Origin of the sequence: Bradyrhizobium sp. BRP20 (assembly GCF_020194215.1) — a bacterium.
GTDB lineage: Bacteria > Pseudomonadota > Alphaproteobacteria > Rhizobiales > Xanthobacteraceae > Bradyrhizobium > Bradyrhizobium yuanmingense.
The window spans coordinates 149,073-164,477 of sequence record NZ_JADYVY010000001.1; the positions used below are offsets into that span (position 1 = coordinate 149,073).

Consider the following 15,405-nt stretch of genomic DNA (forward strand, 5'->3'; position numbering starts at 1 on the left):
GCGCGCTTTCCTGACGCGAACGGCTACCCGCTTCGTTTGCGAACGCCGCCTCGGTCGCCTCTTGCGCGAAAAACGGAAAACCGGTTGATTTGAGGACAGTTTTCCTGAGTTGCGACGGGCTGGGCCTTCCATGGTCAGACAGGCCAAAGCGCAGAGGATGCTGACTCACGACCAGATCTGGGCCGCGCTGGACCGGCTGGCGGCGCGCGCCGGACTGTCGCCGTCCGGCCTTGCCAAGCGTGCCGGGCTCGACCCCACCACCTTCAACAGGTCCAAGCGCGTCACCGCCGACGGCCGCGAGCGCTGGCCCTCGACCGAATCGATCGCAAAAGCGCTGGCGGCGGCCGACGCCTCGATCGACAGCTTTGCGAAGCTGATTGATGACGACGGTGGAAGCGGCCGCGGCTCGGTGCCGCTGCTCGGCTTTGCACAGGCCGGAATGAGCGGCGCCTTCGATGAGGCCGGTCTTCCAACCGGCAGGGGCTGGACCGAGATCGCGCTTCCGATCGGAGAGGACGGTCAAGTCTTTGCGCTGGAGATTTCCGGCGCTGCGCTACTGCCTGCCTATCGCGACGGTGACATCATCCTGGTCTCGCCTGCGGCGCCGATCCGCAAGGGTGATCGCGTGGTGGTCAAGATCAAGACGGACGAGATCACGATTGCGACCCTGAAGCGCCGCACGGCAAAGACCCTGGACTTGGCGCCCCTCGATGCGTCACAGGCGGCGCGAACGGTCGCGGCGAGCGAGGTCGCCTGGGTTGCGCGCATCATCTGGGCGAGCCAGTGATGGCGTCGCTCACGCACTCCTCGCCAGCGCGCCGTCGATCATGTTGACCGCGTTTTGCACGCCGTAGACCGCGACGAAGGAGCCGAAGCGCGGGCCCTTCTCCTGGCCGAGCAGGACCTGGTAGAGCATGTTGAACCAGTCCAGCGTGACGCCGGGGCGGCCGTCCTTGCCCTTCTTGACCTGGTCGAGGAACGGCTCGCGGCGGCCGATCTCGTAGACGACGTTCTGGATGTCCTCGGCGGATGCGTCCTGCGCAAGCTGCGACAGCGCATCGCGCAAATCCTGCAGCGCGGCGCGCTCGCTGTCCGTGGGTACGCGGAACTGCTTCGTCGGCGCGACGAAGTCGCGATAATAGTTGATGGCATAGCCCACCATCGCATCCAGCTTCGGATGGGTCTGCGGGCTCACGCCGGGCCGGTAGCGGCCGATGAAGCCCCACAGCGTCTCGGCGTTCTCCGCGTTCGACGATGACACCAGCGTCAGGAGCAGCTGGAAGGTGACGGGCATGTCGCCCGTCGGCGGCTTGCCGTTGTGGATGTGCCAGACCGGATTGCCGAGCTGCTGCTTGCCGTCCTGCTTCGGAAAGCCGTCGAGGAATTGCTGGTAGTCGTCGACATTGCGCGGGATGACGTCGAAATACAGCCGCTTGGCCGCCTTCGGCTCGCGGTACATGAACAACGAGAGCGATTCCGGTGAGGCGTAGCGCAGCCATTCGTCGATGGTCAGGCCGTTGCCCTTCGATTTCGAGATCTTCTGGCCCTTCTCGTCGAGGAAGAGCTCGTAGTTGAAGCCTTCGGGCGGCGTGCTGCCGAGCGCTCTGGCGATCGCGCCGGACAGCTTCACGGAATCGATCAGGTCCTTGCCCGCCATCTCGTAGTCGACGCCGAGCGCGACCCAGCGCATCGCCCAGTCGGCCTTCCACTGGCACTTGACGTTGCCGCCGGTGACGGGCGTTTCAACTTCCTGGTTGGTATCGGGATCGACGTAGGTCACCGTGCCCGCCGCGACGTCGCGGCGGATCATCGGCACCTGCAGCACGACGCCCGTGGTCTTGCTGATGGGCAGGAACGGCGAATAGGTCGCGCGACGATCCGGTCCCAGCGTCGGCAGGATGATCGCCATGATCTTGTCGTAGGCGGCGAGCATCTTCAGCAGCGTCGCATCGAAGCGGCCCGACGTATAATAGTCCGTCGAGCTCGCGAACTCGTAGTCGAAGCCGAAATGATCCAGAAACGCGCGCAAGCGCGCGTTATTGTGCGCGCCGAACGACGGATATTCGTTCGAAAACGGATCCGGCACCCGCGTCAGCGGCTTGCCGATATGAGCAGCCAGCATCTCCTTGTTCGGAACGTTGTCGGGCACCTTGCGGAAGCCGTCCATATCGTCGGAGAACGCCAAAAGGCGCGTCTTGACCTTGTCCTCGGTGAGCACGCGGAAGGCGTGGCGCACCATCGAGGTGCGCGCCACCTCGCCGAACGTGCCGATATGCGGCAGGCCGGACGGACCATAGCCGGTCTCGAACAGCACCTCGTCCTTCGGGCTTTTCTTCAGCCGCGCGACAATGGCCTTCGCCTGCTCGAACGGCCAGGCGTTGGATTGTTCGGCGAGCGCACGCAACTCGCTCGGGTTTGCGGCTAGATCAATAACGGACATCAGGGGCCTCCGGGCCGCGGAAAATAGCGATTTCCCGGCAGAATGCAAAAGCTGCGAGCTGATTCCCCCAGCCGTCTCCCGCTGGCGCAGGGGCTAGCGCATTTGGGAGTTTTCCCCTGCGGCCATCCTTCGAGACGCCCGCTTTGGGCGGGCTCCTCAGGATGAGGGCGGAGTGCGCGGCAGCGGTTTCAACGAGCACTGATGCTGATTAGCCTCATCCTGAGGAGGCGCGTTAGCGCCGTCTTGAAGGACGAGGCGTGCGCGCAGCCCGCCGCCACAAGTCATATGCGCTAGCCATGCGCTTGCGGGGGAGGGTTGGGAGTGTCTCCGCGTCGGATCGAATGCGATGCGGCTCAATGCGCCGCTGAGGCCGAGCGTTTCGTCGCCACTTGCTTGGGGGCCGGCTTCGCGCTGGCCTGCGGTGCGCTGTCCCAGCCGCCGTTCGGGGTCGCAACGTTGACGGCATCGTCGGGCTGCGGCTCGGCGCTGAAGGTCTGGATCGCGAGCTTGGCGGCCGCCAGCGATTGCGGGTCGAGGCGCTTGGCGACGTCGTCGCGCTTGCCGGCGGCATCCGCATCGCCCTGGGCGGCAGCTAAGCTGAACCATTTGTAGGATTCGGCGAGGTTCTGCTCGACGCCGATGCCGCGGGCATAGAGGATGCCGAGGTTGAACTGGCTATCGGCGACGCCGCGATCGGCCGCTTTCCGGAACCACTGCGCCGCGCTCTTGTAATTGGCGCCGCGACCGCCGCCGTCGGCATCGAGCACGGCGAGATTGTGCATCGCCTTGGCGTTGCCGCGCTCGGCGGCCTGGGTGTAGTAGCGGCGCGCGATGTCGGCGTCCTTCTTCACCCCTAGGCCCTTTTCGTAGAGCGTGCCGAGGCGGAAGATTGCGGGGACGACCCCGGCCTGCGCCGCGCGGTCGTACCACTTCGCCGCTTCGTCGTAATTCGTGGCAACGCCCTTGCCTTCGGCAAAACGCACGCCGATCTCGTAGGCCGCGGTCGCATCGCCCTTCATCGCGGCGCTGCGCAAGGCCGGGCCGCCGATGCCGTCAGGCAGCTTCTCGCTCGGCGGCACCTGAACGACGCCGAGCTTGGCGCGACTCGTGCCCGACAGCGCGCCGGTGACGTCGCTTGAGACCGGCGGCATCGCCGCGGCGGGCGCTTGCGGGATCTCAACGGAGGCCGAGCTGCCGGAACCGGGAAGAGGCGCCGGCGCGGCATTGTTCTGCGATTGCCGTCCGATCGGTGTCGGCGATGTCATCGACGGGGTGACCTGCTCGGGCGCGGCTGGCTTGGTCTCGACCGGCGGCGGCGCCGGCTGCGGTGCCGGCTCGCTCGGGATGTTTTGCATCGCCTGCGGCGTCGGTGACGAGCTGCCGCCTTCGAGCAGGTTCATCGCCATCTTGAAGGTGCCGAGCACGATCACGACCACGCTCGCGCCGACCAGCAGCGAGCGGATTTTTGAGGTGATGGTCGAGCCGCCTTCCTGGCCCTTCTCCTTGGTGCGGGCGATCGCGGCCTTGGCGCCGCGGGCCGGCTTCTCGGGCGGCTGTGCGGCGGCAGCTTGCGCCGCGCGGCGGGCGGCCGCGATGAAGCTCGACGACGACACCGGCTCCTTCGGTGCGGCGGCAATTCCGCTGATCGCGTCCTCGGAGGCGGCGATGCGCTCCGACGGCGTGGCGAGGCGTCCGCCCGGCCGTGTGCCCGGCTCGAGCGGGTGATCCGGCGGCAGTTCCGGCGCGAGTGCAGCGCGCGCCGTGTGCGGCTCCAGGATCTCGCTGATCGCGCGCGGGGGAACCGGCGGCGCCGCCGGCACGGGCGGCGGCGCGGCGGGGGTGGCGGCGTGGAACTCGCGCGGTGCGGCGACGAAGGCAGCCGGCGGCGCCTGCGCGGCAGCTGGATTGGGCAGCTCGGGCTTCGGATCGTATTTCGGCGGCTGTGCTGGCGGTTGCGGCCGCGGCTCGCGCGCCATCGGCGCCGGCTCCATCGCCGCCGCCATCGGCATCGACATCGTCTGTGGGGCGGGGGGAGGCGGCGCGGTGCGCACCGCGCGCAGATCGCCCTCGATCATCGAGAGGCGATCGACGACGTGACCAAGCGCGCTGTGGACGGCCTCGAGCGAGTCCTGGGTGTGCCGGTTGGTCTCGGCCTGACTGAAGCGGATGTCGGAGAGCTCGCGCTTGACGAGGTCGACCATGCCGGAATCGGGCGGCGGCGCGGAGCTGCGGCTCTCGGCGAGGGCCGCATAGGTCGCCTGCTGCCGTTCCAGGTGCCTGAGGATGTCGTGCAGCCCGTCCTCGACGCGGCTCAAATTGCCGTTGCGCGGATCGGCGGCGGCCTCGATCCGCTCCAGGAGATAGGAAACACGCTGCTCGAGATGGGCGAAGGTCGAGGCGGAATCGTTGCCGACCTGCATGCGGTCGAAACGGTCCGACAGCGCGCGGATCGCAGCTTCGAGATGCTCGGTGCTCTCGGACGGCTGCGGCCGCTCGCGGGTTTCCAGCGCCGCCGTGAGCGCCGCGATGCGCTGCTCCAGCGCCGCGAAGCTGTCGCCATGGCCGGAGGCGCGGGTGATCTGGTCGACCTTGGACGACAGCAGCTGTACGTCTTCGGATAGCCGTGCCAGCGCCTCGTTGGAGGCGACGTTGGAGACGATGGCGCGCAGCGCGGAGATCGCGCCTTCGAGCTGCTGCACGGTCGAGGGATCGTCATTGGCGCGCAGGATCAGGTCGAGCTTGGCGCCGAGATTGCGGATCGCCTCGTCGTATCCGGTGAGCTGCTCGGCCGGCGTCAGCGTGCGCAGTACCTGCTTGATGTCGGACAGTGCGCGCTCGATGCCGGCAAGAACCTGCCCGTCGGTGCCGTTGTAGCGGGTCTCGTCGATCCGGCGGTGCAGCGAGCGGATCTCGTTCTCAATCGATTCGATCGCGCGCCGCGGCATCGCCTCGGTGATGGCGGCGCGGATTTCGGCCAGCTCGCTGCGGAAGGCGTTGATGGCCTGCTCGGTATTGTCGGGCCGCTGCAGCGATTCGATCTGGCTCGTGATCTTGAGCAGATGGCGCTCGAGCGCGGAGAAATCCGGCCCCGGCTGCGGTGGCGGCGGCGCATAGCCAGGGGCGGGCGCCATCGGCGGCGCGCAAGGAGCCGTTGGCGCAAGCGGCGGCGCGGCACGCGGCGGCATCTGCCGCGGCGCAAAGCCGTCGAGCTCGCTCTGGCGCGCGGTGATCTCGGCGACCGCGACGTCGAACGAAGCCGGGCTCAGGGGTGGTGAGCCGCGATAGACCTGCGCGGCGGCGCGCTCGACGGCATCGGCCTGGCGCTGGCGCGTCTCGGCCGGGGTGAGGCGAGGGGCCTGCGGCTGCGGCGCTTGCCGCTGTGGACGGGAGATCTGCGACAGGCGCGCGTCGAGCCGCGAGATCGCATCGTTGAGCTGGCGCGCGACGCCCTGCTCACGCGAGACGTCTGGTCGTGAGGAGTCTTGTCTTGAGGAGTCTTGGCGCGGCGCGGGTTTCGAGATCCGCTCGATCTGCTGGGTGATCGCGTCGAGCCGCTGGTGGATGTCGGCGACTTCGCGGCTCTCCTGACTCGGTCCTTGGCTCGGCACGTGCTGCGGACGCTGATCGTAGGATCCGCGGAAGTTGGGCGGGGCAGTATCGCCGAGCGTGGAGTTCAGCCAATCGTTGAGCGACATGCCGGCACGGCGCGCAGCAGCCTCGGCCCGCTCCCGGACGGATGGATCGATGCCGTCGACACTCCACGATACGCGCGAATTCATGACTCTGTCCGGTTCCGACTTCGGCACCCCACCCCGGCGCCTCCAGCTTCCCCACGCGTGCCGGTTGCAAAGACAATCGAATTTGGCGCGGGTCGTCTGCCTCGAAAACCGACTTTTTCCTGTTACGGTAAATAACGAGTTAAGGAAGGCGGCGTGGCTGTCTTAAAGTTGGGCGGCGGGAACTGGGGGGCGGTGTTGTGTCGCGCATCCGGGCCCCGAAACAAACCGGTGTCATGCCCCGCGAAGGCGGGGCATCCAGTACGCCGCGGCTCCTCGGTTCTAGCCGCGCCGTCTCTGGAATACTGGATCGCCAGCCTTCGCGGGCGATGACAGCGGGGAGGCGGAAAGGGCTCGCGTAACGTCGGCGCCCTCAGCCCTTCTCGCGCTTGCCATCCTCGATCGGCACCACCGTCGCCTTGCCGCTCATCGCCGACAGCGCTTCCAGCGCCTCCTCGCAGAAATCGGCCACCATCTGCTCGTGGCGGGCGCCGAGCTGGAGCAGCAGCAGATTGCCGAGATCGAGCCGTCCCTCCGCCGTGCCGTCGGGAAAGCGCTTCTTCAGGATGCGCTCGTAATTGGCGTGGCGGTCGCGGTGGTGCTCCAGGCGGGCCATCAGGTCGGTGCGCATGGGCTCGATGTCGATGCTGTCGAGCGCATGCAGCCGCACCAGGAGGTCGTCCTTGATCGAGGGCGGCGTGCTTGGCCGCGCGGCCCAGTGCCGCAGTGCTGTTCGGCCCTCGGGAGTCAGCGTATAGATCAGTTTATTGGGCTTGCCCGACTGCACGACCTCGCGGCCCTGGATGTAGCCGCGGTCCCGCAGCTTGGAGAGCTCGCGGTAGATCTGCTGATGGTCGGCCTTCCAGAAGAAGCCGATCGAGGAATCGAACGTCTTGGCGAGTTCGTAGCCCGTCATCGGGCGTTCCGTCAGGCATGCGAGGATTGCGTCGCCCAGTGCCATGATCGGCCCCCTTCTTTAGGTTTGACCAAGCTGCTTGACTTTATGCGCATCGGCGCATATGCGTCAATGTGCATATGAGGCGGCGTGCAGGCGGGCCACAGGCCCGGCTGAATAATCAAGTGAAATCAATCTCCTCGCTACTGTGCATGGGGTTGTTTTCGCACTTTTGCCCTTAGCCTAGGGAGGCACCTGAGAATGACCGGCCTCGATTCCTGGTACGCCTACATGAAGTCTCACGACCGCACCGCGCTCTGGGACCTCCTGCATCCCGACGCCGTGTTCGAAAGCCCGGTCGTGCATACGCCGCAGCGCGGCCGCGACATCACCTTCAAATACCTCTCCAGCGCCGAGAAGGTGCTCGGCGGCCCCGGCTTCACCTATGTCGGCGAGTGGCGCAGCGACAATGGCGCGGTGCTCGAATTCAAGAATGTCATCGACGGCATCGAGATCAACGGCGTCGACATCATCAGCTTCGATAGCGAGGGGCGCATCACCCACTTCAAGGTGATGGTGCGTCCGCTCAAGGCGATCAACATGCTGCACCGCCTGATGGCGGAGCAGCTTGCCGCCGCCCAATCATAAGCCCAACATCCTCCTCAAGCCCCATGCCGGGAGACCACTATGCCGATCTATAAAGCCCCCGTCGAAGACGTGAACTTCCTGCTCAACGACGTCTTCCAGATCGATCGCTACGACAATCTCGCGGGCTTCTCCGATGCGTCGAGCGACGTGCGCGAGGCCATCCTCGGCGAAGCCGCCAAGCTCGCCGAAGAGGTGCTGCAGCCGCTCAACCGCGTCGGCGATCTCGAAGGCTGCAAGCGTGCGGATGACGGCAGCGTCACCACGCCGAAGGGGTTCAAGGAGGCGTTCAAGCAGGTCGCCGAGGGCGGCTGGCTCGGCCTGTCGGCGCCGACCGAATATGGCGGCCAGGGCCTGCCGGTGACGCTGAGCCAGGCGGTCAATGAATTCCAGATCTCCGCCAACATGGCGTTCTCGATGTATGGCGGCCTCACCATGGGCGCGACCGCGGCGCTCTTGGTGCACGGCACGCCCGAGCAGAAGAAGACCTACGTGCCGAAGATGGTGGCCGGCGAATGGACCGGCACCATGAACCTCACCGAGCCGCATTGCGGCACCGATCTCGGCATGCTCCGCACCAAGGCAGTGCGGCAGGCGGACGGCAGCTTCAAGATCACGGGCACCAAGATCTTCATCTCGGCCGGTGAGCACGACTTGGCCTCCAACATCATTCACCTCGTGCTCGCCCGCATCGAGGGCGCGCCGGCCGGCATCAAGGGCGTGTCGCTGTTCGTGGTGCCGAAGTTCCTCGTCAACGCCGACGGTTCGGTGGGCGCGCGCAACGGCGTCGTCTGCGGCTCGATCGAGCACAAGATGGGCATCCACGGCAATTCGACCTGCGTGATGAACTACGACAACGCCACCGGCTGGCTGATCGGCGAAGAGAACAAGGGCATGCAGGGCATGTTCGTGATGATGAACGAGGCCCGGCTCGGCGTCGCCGTGCAGGGCCTCGCGCAATCCGAGGTCGCCTATCAGAACGCGGTCGCCTATGCCCGCGAGCGCATCCAGGGCCGCGCGCTGTCAGGCGTCAAGGCGCCGGACAAGCCGGCCGACCCGATCATCGTGCATCCCGACGTGCGCCGCACGCTGCTCTCGATCCGCGCGTTCAACGAGGCCGCGCGAGCCTTCGTGATGTGGACCGCGCTGAAGAGCGACGTCGCCCACCGCTCCGAAGACCCCAAGGACCGCCAGGCCGCCGACGACCACATGGGCCTGATGACCCCGGTGCTGAAGGGCTTCCTCACTGACTATGGCTTCGCCAACGCGGTGCAGGCGCAGCAGATGTATGGCGGCCACGGCTACATCGCCGAGCAGGGCATGGAGCAGTTCGTGCGCGATGCGCGCATCGCCATGATCTATGAAGGCGCCAACGGCATCCAGGCGCTCGACCTCGTCGGCCGCAAGCTGCCGCGCGACGGCGGCCGCGCCATCATGGCCTTCTTCGGCGAGGTCATGGCGTTCGCCAAGGAGAACGGCGGCGACGAGGCGCTGAAGCCCTTCATCACGCCGCTCTCGACCTCGCTCGGCCATCTGCAGCAGGCGACGACCTGGCTGATGCAGAACGCGATGGCGAAGCCCGACAATGCCGGTGCCGCCGCAACCGACTACCTGCATCTCTTCGGCTTCGTCGCGCTGGGCTACATGTGGGCGCGGATGGCCAAGGTGACGAATGCCAAGATTGCCGAGAGCGGGGCGACGCCCTATCTCTCCACAAAACTCGTCACCGGCCGCTTCTTCATGGAGCGGATGCTGCCGGAGACCGCCGCCAATCTCGCGCGCATCCAGGCCGGCTGCGCCACCATCATGGAACTGCCGGCGGAAGCTTTCTGAGCCTGCTTCCGCTGCCTGCTCCCAATCGTACCGAACATCACATCAGGAGGGCGTCATGCCTGAGGCATTCATCTACGACCACGTTCGCACCCCGCGCGGCCGCGGCAAGGCGGACGGCGCGCTGCACGAAGTCACCGCGCTCGCGCTTGCGACCGTGCCGCTGAAGGCGCTGAAGGACCGCAACAACCTGCCCGAGGATTCGGTCGATGACGTCGTGCTCGGCGTCGTCGATCCGGTTGGCGAAGCCGGCTCCGACATCGCGCGCTTCGCGGCGCTGAAGGCCGGTCTCGGCGAGGCCGTCCCGGGCGTGCAGATCAGCCGCTTCTGCGCTTCCGGCCTCGATGCCGTGAACTTCGCAGCGGCGCAGATCATGAGCGGCCAGCATGAGCTCGTGATCGGCGGCGGCGCCGAATCCATGAGCCGCGTCGGCATCGGCGCCTCCGGCGGGGCCTGGCCGATGGATCCCTCGATGGCGGTGCCTGCCTACTTCATGCCGCAGGGCGTGTCGGCCGACCTGATCGCCACCAAGTACGGCTTCTCGCGCGACGACGTCGACGCCTATGCCGTGCAGAGCCAGCAGCGCGCCGGCAAGGCCTGGGACGAAGGCCGCTTCAACAAATCCGTGGTGCCGGTGAAGGACATCAACGGCCTCACCATCCTCGCCAAGGACGAGCACATGCGCCCCTCGACGACGATGCAGTCGCTGGCGCAGCTGCAGCCGTCGTTCACGATGATCGCGCAGATGGGCGGCTTCGACGGCGTCGCGGTGCAGTCGCATCCGGAGATCGAGCGCGTCAATTACGTGCACCACGCCGGCAATTCCTCGGGCATCGTCGACGGCGCCGGCGCCGTGCTGCTCGGCAGCAAGGAAGCTGGCAGCAAGTACGGCCTGAAGCCGCGCGCCAAGATCCGCGCATTCGCCAACATCGGCTCGGAGCCGGCGATGATGCTGACCGGTCCGGTCGACGTCACCGAGAAGCTGTTCGCGCGCTCCGGCATGAAGAAGTCGGACATCGACCTGTTCGAGCTCAACGAGGCTTTCGCCTCGGTCGTGCTGCGCTACATCCAGGCCTTCGACATCGACAATGCCAAGATCAACGTCAATGGCGGCGCGATCGCGCTCGGTCACCCGCTGGGGGCCACCGGCGCAATGATCCTCGGCACCGTGCTCGACGAGCTCGAGCGCACCAACAAGTCCACCGCCCTGGTCACGCTGTGCATTGGCGGCGGCATGGGCACCGCGACCATCATCGAGCGCGTCTAAGGGTTGAGGAGCAACCAACATGTCGTACAAGAACTTCAAGGTTGAGACCGATTCCGACGGTATTGCGCTCGTCACCTGGGACATCCCAGGCCGCTCCATGAACGTGCTCGACGAGACCTCGACCAACGAGCTCGAGGCGATCGTCAAGGCGACCACGGCGGATGCCGCGGTGAAGGGCGTCGTCATCACCTCGGCCAAGGAAGCGTTCTGCGCCGGCGCCGACCTGTCCATGCTCGAAGGCATGAACCAGGCCTATGCGAAGGTTTTCAAGGAGCAGGGCGAGACCGCGGCGAACCAGATGCTGTTCGACCAGAGCCGGCGCTTCTCGCAGGTGCTGCGCGGAATTGAAACCTCAGGCAAGCCGTGGGCGGCGGCGATCAACGGGCTCGCGCTCGGCGGCGGCTTCGAGATCACGCTGTGCTGCCATTATCGCGTCGCGGCGGAGAATCCCAAGACGCGCCTCGGCCTGCCCGAGGTCAAGGTCGGGCTATTCCCCGGCGCCGGCGGCACGCAGCGCGTGCCGCGCCTGGTGCCGCCGCAGGACGCCATGACCATCCTGCTCAAGGGCGACCCCGTCACCGTCGACAAGGCCAAGGCGCTGAATTTGATTCACGCCATCGTGCCCGCAGCCGACCTCATCAAAGCCGCCAAGGACTGGATCAAGGGCGGCGGCAAGGCCGTCGCGCCGTGGGACGAGAAGGGCTTCAAGCTGCCCGGCGGTCCGGTGTTCTCCAAGGCCGGCATGATGATGTTTCCGGCCGGCAACGCGATCTATCGCCGCGAGACCTACGACAATTACCCGGCCGCGCGGGCGATCATGAGCTGCGTCTATGAAGGCCTGCAGCTGCCGATCGACGCCGCGCTGCGGGTGGAGTCGCGCTACTTCACCTCGGTGCTGCGCTCGAAGGAAGCGGCTGCGATGATCCGCAGCCTGTTCCTGTCGATGCAGGAGCTCAACAAGGGCGCGCGTCGTCCGAAGGATGTGCCCGCCACCAAGGTGAAGAAGATCGCCGTGATCGGCGCCGGCTTCATGGGCGCGAGCGTCGGCTATGTCTCGGCCCGCGCCGGCCTCGACGTCGTCCTGATCGATCGCGACCAGGAGAGCGCGGACAAGGGCAAGGCGCATGCCCAGAAGGTGATCGAGGAGCAGATCAAGAAGGGCCGCGCCAAGCCTGCGGACGCCGAAGCGCTGCTCGCGCGCATCACGCCGACCGCAGACTACGCCGCGCTGAAGGACGTCGACCTCGTCATCGAGGCCGTGTTCGAGGACCGCAAGGTCAAGGCGGAGACCTTTGCCAAGGCGCAGCAATATCTGAAGCCTGATGTGATCTTCGCCTCCAACACTTCGACGCTGCCGATCACCTCGCTGGCCGAGAGTTTTAAGGATCAGGGGAAGTTCATCGGCATTCACTTCTTCTCGCCGGTCGAGAAGATGATGCTGGTCGAGATCATCCTCGGCAAGAACACCGGCGACGTCGCGCTCGCGACCGCGCTCGACTACGTCCGCCAGATCGGCAAGACGCCGATCGTGGTCAACGACTCCAGAGGCTTCTTCGCCAATCGCTGCGTCGGCCGCTACGTCGCCGAAGGCAACGAGATGTTCCTGGAGGGCGTGCCGCCCGCCATGATTGAGAACTGCGCCAAGATGGCCGGCATGCCGGTCGGCCCGCTCTCGCTCTCGGACGAGGTCGCGCTCGATCTCGGTCTCAAGATCATGAAGGCGACCGAAGCCGATCTCGGCCCCAACGCGATCAATCCCGAGCAGAAGAAGCTGATGGTGGAGATGGTCGAGAAGCAGGGCCGGCTCGGCCGCAAGAACAGCAAGGGCTTCTACGATTACCCCGAGAAGGGCAAGGGCCAGAAGAGCCTGTGGCCGGGCCTCTCGGCCTTGCAGCCGAAGCAGCTCGATCCCGATACGCTCGATATCGAGGAGCTGAAGCAGCGCTTCCTGGTGGTGCAGGCGGTGGAAGCTGCGCGCACCGTTGAGGACCACGTCATCACTGATCCGCGCGAAGCGGACGTCGGCTCGATCCTCGGCTTCGGCTTCGCGCCGTTCACCGGCGGCACCCTGTCCTACATCGACTTCATGGGCACGAAGAAGTTCGTCGAGCTCTGCCACAAGCTGGAGGCCAAGTACGGCTCGCGCTTCACCCCGCCGAAGCTCTTGGAAGAGATGGCCGCGAAGGGCGAGACCTTCTACGGCCGCTTCGCGCCGAAGAAGGCGGCGGCCTGACGAGAGGCTTGTAGCCCGGATGGAGCGCAAGCGAAATCCGGGAGCAGTCCTTCAACGCGAGAACCCCGGATTGCGCTTCGCTTCATCCGGGCTACGCAAATAAAGGCCGGATCATCGATCCGGCCTTCTTCATTTGCTGTCTCCGAACGGCGAGAAGGCGCGGCCCCCGACCGCATCGTCGGCGAGGCTGGCCTTCCAGCTGCCTTCGTCGCCGCGGCCGATGCGCACCTCGAAACGCCAGCCATTCTGGTTGGTGAAGGCGACGTCCGCGCCGCTCTTCGTCCTGGCGTAGCGGCAGGGATATTCGGTCGGCCGGTTCGGAAAGACGATCTTTCCTTCTCTGCTCTCGAACACGGCCGAGGTGATCTGCGGATGGATCATGAAGATGCAATTGCGTTCCGGCGCGACCGGCGTCGAGAGCCCGAGCATCGCCAGCGGCGCGCCCGCGGCGGTCATGAGGACGATCATGTTCATGGAGGCAATTGTCTCCTGGAGATGTTCTTCGACGTCGCCGCTGATCAAGTGGTTCACAAAAGGAAGGGCTGGATCATCGCTTGGGCGCTCTGCCTTGAGCCTTGTCACATCGATTGATGCGCTTTCGTCTCACCCCAGCACCCAATCCTCCACCCCGGCCACGCTCGCTTCGCCCTGGCACCGCTCTTGCTGATGATCCGCCGGATGGCCCATCGACATTGAAGGTGTCCCGCAATGATCCCCACGGTGTCTCAAGACAGCGCAGCCGGCGTTGCGGTAAGATACGCCCCCTTGTTGCTGCTGGATCGGCCGTGGCGCCGCCGCAGGCTCCTCCGGTGGCGCAGAAAAATTCCTTCGTGGTTTGGCCTGGTCTTACTCGTCCTCGTCTTTGATGTTGCGCTGGCCGTGCTTGCCTGGTTCGCCGTCGATCTCGTCCTGCACTGAAAGCTCACCTCTGTGCACGTGGAACGTCGCCGCCAAATAGGCGACCTGGCCGGCAATCAGGCAGCCGACGACGATTGGAACGCCCGTCCAGAATCCAAAGCCCGAGGTCTGAAGCACCGTCGCGGCAAGGATCGCAGTCGCCGGCGAGACCAGCAATAGAGTCCAGACTCGGAAGAATAGACCCGTCGCCAAGCCGGTGATTGCGCTCGCGAGCAGGAGGAGGATTACAGTCGTCACAATAGCTTTCCGGTCCGACGGTTAGCGTCCTGTCCCGCGCTGAAGTTGAGGCACAGGAGGATTGCTCTCACAAGGATGGCGACGTCCGCGGAGCGCAAAAGGCGGAGTTATTGTTAACCCGGACAATGCTCGTAAAATCCCCGTCAGCGCATCGCGAATCATCGGATTAGCGAATGACGCAAGCAAAGAGCCGAATCATCGGTTCGGCTCTTCGTCGACCCCGCCGGTCACGCTTCGCGAACGGCGGACCAGAGCTGATCGGCGATCATCTGGACAATCACTTGGCCTTCCGTCACGATCTGATTGCCGTCGAGGCCCAGCGCAGGGACTTGGCCCGAAGGAGGCCCCAACTTCAGATAATCCTCACCATTTCGGGCTTCTTGGCGCCGCTACCGACCTCGACCAGGCCACAGAGCGGGCTGGCCTCCACGAGCACGAGGCGGGGACGGCGGGCACACACCGGGGAAACCATCCGGTTTCGAGGAATTTCCTTCCCCTGACGCTTGGCTCGGCCGAAAGAACGACTACATGCACCTGCTTGAAATAGTCAAGATTGATGCAGGTGCATCGAATGGAGTAAGAGACGGGCGACGAGCTTGAGCGGGACCATGAAACGCAAACCATCGACCGAGGCAACCGCCGCCTGGATCCGCCTGATGCGGGTGCAGAGCCGCGTGCTCGATTGCGTCGAGCAGGACTTGAAGAAGGCCGGCTTCCCACCGCTGGCCTGGTATGACGCGCTGCTCGAACTGTCGCGGGCGCCCTCGGGCGAGCTGCGGCCGGTCGAGCTCGAGCGGCAGATGCTGATCCCGCAATATTCGACCTCACGCCTGATCGACCGCCTGGTCGACGAGGGCCTCGCCTCGCGGCGCGAATGCAAGATCGACAAGCGCGGCCAGTTCGTCGAGATCACCGAAGCCGGCCGCGAGCTGCAGAAGCGGATGTGGGGCGCCTATTCGGCCGCGATCGAGAAATATGTCGGTTCGAAACTGTCGGACGCCGACGCCGTCAAGCTCAGCAATCTGCTCGATCGCCTGGGCTGCTCGTGCGGCGAGATGAAACTGCCGCCCGCGGCCGCCAACGAAACCATGCCGTCGCGATGATCGCGCGGCAATCCCGCTCGCCCGTGCAACCGGTGGGTTCGCGGGCCGTCCCTGTCACCCG

The 15,405-nt window shown here is 65.8% G+C and carries 12 protein-coding genes; 6 read left to right on the plus strand and 6 right to left on the minus strand.

The window, feature by feature from the left end:
• Positions 1–130: 130 nt before the first annotated feature.
• Positions 131–787, plus strand: coding sequence for a helix-turn-helix transcriptional regulator (locus I6F33_RS00705; protein ID WP_225140702.1), 657 nt, complete (start codon positions 131–133; stop codon positions 785–787).
• 9 nt (positions 788–796) lie between these two features.
• On the opposite strand, the gene I6F33_RS00710 is transcribed toward I6F33_RS00705, so the two are convergent.
• From I6F33_RS00710 to I6F33_RS00720, 3 genes are all read right to left on the minus strand, one after another.
• Positions 797–2,440 (minus strand): lysine--tRNA ligase, encoded by a 1,644-nt coding sequence (locus tag I6F33_RS00710; protein ID WP_036020521.1) that lies wholly within the window; start codon positions 2,438–2,440, stop codon positions 797–799.
• A gap of 353 nt (positions 2,441–2,793) precedes the next feature.
• Complete coding sequence (locus I6F33_RS00715) at positions 2,794–6,219, minus strand: tetratricopeptide repeat protein (protein WP_225140704.1); 3,426 nt, start codon at positions 6,217–6,219, stop codon at positions 2,794–2,796.
• Positions 6,220–6,589: 370 nt separating this feature from the next.
• On the minus strand, positions 6,590–7,177 hold the full coding sequence (locus I6F33_RS00720) for a PadR family transcriptional regulator (protein ID WP_036020538.1): 588 nt from the start codon (positions 7,175–7,177) through the stop codon (positions 6,590–6,592).
• A 195-nt stretch (positions 7,178–7,372) separates the two neighbouring features.
• On the opposite strand from I6F33_RS00720, the gene I6F33_RS00725 reads away from it, so the two are divergent.
• The 4 genes from I6F33_RS00725 to I6F33_RS00740 are packed head-to-tail and all read left to right on the plus strand — an operon-like array spanning position 7,373 to position 13,086.
• Positions 7,373–7,759, plus strand: coding sequence for a nuclear transport factor 2 family protein (locus I6F33_RS00725; protein WP_036020541.1), 387 nt, complete (start codon positions 7,373–7,375; stop codon positions 7,757–7,759).
• 39 nt (positions 7,760–7,798) lie between these two features.
• Positions 7,799–9,589 (plus strand): acyl-CoA dehydrogenase C-terminal domain-containing protein, encoded by a 1,791-nt coding sequence (locus tag I6F33_RS00730; RefSeq protein WP_225140705.1) that lies wholly within the window; start codon positions 7,799–7,801, stop codon positions 9,587–9,589.
• A gap of 55 nt (positions 9,590–9,644) precedes the next feature.
• Positions 9,645–10,853, plus strand: a complete 1,209-nt coding sequence (locus I6F33_RS00735; RefSeq protein ID WP_225140706.1) for an acetyl-CoA C-acetyltransferase — start codon at positions 9,645–9,647, stop codon at positions 10,851–10,853.
• 19 nt (positions 10,854–10,872) lie between these two features.
• Positions 10,873–13,086, plus strand: a complete 2,214-nt coding sequence (locus tag I6F33_RS00740) for an FAD-dependent oxidoreductase (RefSeq protein WP_225140707.1) — start codon at positions 10,873–10,875, stop codon at positions 13,084–13,086.
• A 129-nt stretch (positions 13,087–13,215) separates the two neighbouring features.
• On the opposite strand, the gene I6F33_RS00745 is transcribed toward I6F33_RS00740, so the two are convergent.
• From I6F33_RS00745 to I6F33_RS38455, 3 genes are all read right to left on the minus strand, one after another.
• Positions 13,216–13,560 carry a hypothetical protein gene (locus I6F33_RS00745; RefSeq protein WP_225140708.1) on the minus strand — a complete coding sequence of 115 codons (345 nt, stop codon included), beginning with the start codon at positions 13,558–13,560 and terminating at the stop codon, positions 13,216–13,218.
• Between the two features lie 372 nt (positions 13,561–13,932).
• Positions 13,933–14,241 (minus strand): hypothetical protein, encoded by a 309-nt coding sequence (locus I6F33_RS00750; protein WP_225140709.1) that lies wholly within the window; start codon positions 14,239–14,241, stop codon positions 13,933–13,935.
• Between the two features lie 227 nt (positions 14,242–14,468).
• Positions 14,469–14,591 carry a hypothetical protein gene (locus tag I6F33_RS38455; protein ID WP_338060675.1) on the minus strand — a complete coding sequence of 41 codons (123 nt, stop codon included), beginning with the start codon at positions 14,589–14,591 and terminating at the stop codon, positions 14,469–14,471.
• A 258-nt stretch (positions 14,592–14,849) separates the two neighbouring features.
• On the opposite strand from I6F33_RS38455, the gene I6F33_RS00755 reads away from it, so the two are divergent.
• Positions 14,850–15,344, plus strand: coding sequence for a MarR family winged helix-turn-helix transcriptional regulator (locus tag I6F33_RS00755; protein ID WP_035996519.1), 495 nt, complete (start codon positions 14,850–14,852; stop codon positions 15,342–15,344).
• Positions 15,345–15,405: the final 61 nt, after the last annotated feature.

Excerpts from the sequence above, each read along its gene's own strand:
- I6F33_RS00705 (WP_225140702.1), top strand. The coding sequence starts at position 131 with ATGGTCAGACAGGCCAAAGCGCAGAGGATGCTGACTCACGACCAGATC.
- I6F33_RS00710 (WP_036020521.1), bottom strand. The coding sequence starts at position 2,440 with ATGTCCGTTATTGATCTAGCCGCAAACCCGAGCGAGTTGCGTGCGCTC.
- I6F33_RS00715 (WP_225140704.1), bottom strand. The coding sequence starts at position 6,219 with ATGAATTCGCGCGTATCGTGGAGTGTCGACGGCATCGATCCATCCGTC.
- I6F33_RS00720 (WP_036020538.1), bottom strand. The coding sequence starts at position 7,177 with ATGGCACTGGGCGACGCAATCCTCGCATGCCTGACGGAACGCCCGATG.
- I6F33_RS00725 (WP_036020541.1), top strand. The coding sequence starts at position 7,373 with ATGACCGGCCTCGATTCCTGGTACGCCTACATGAAGTCTCACGACCGC.
- I6F33_RS00730 (WP_225140705.1), top strand. The coding sequence starts at position 7,799 with ATGCCGATCTATAAAGCCCCCGTCGAAGACGTGAACTTCCTGCTCAAC.
- I6F33_RS00735 (WP_225140706.1), top strand. The coding sequence starts at position 9,645 with ATGCCTGAGGCATTCATCTACGACCACGTTCGCACCCCGCGCGGCCGC.
- I6F33_RS00740 (WP_225140707.1), top strand. The coding sequence starts at position 10,873 with ATGTCGTACAAGAACTTCAAGGTTGAGACCGATTCCGACGGTATTGCG.
- I6F33_RS00745 (WP_225140708.1), bottom strand. The coding sequence starts at position 13,560 with ATGAACATGATCGTCCTCATGACCGCCGCGGGCGCGCCGCTGGCGATG.
- I6F33_RS00755 (WP_035996519.1), top strand. The coding sequence starts at position 14,850 with ATGAAACGCAAACCATCGACCGAGGCAACCGCCGCCTGGATCCGCCTG.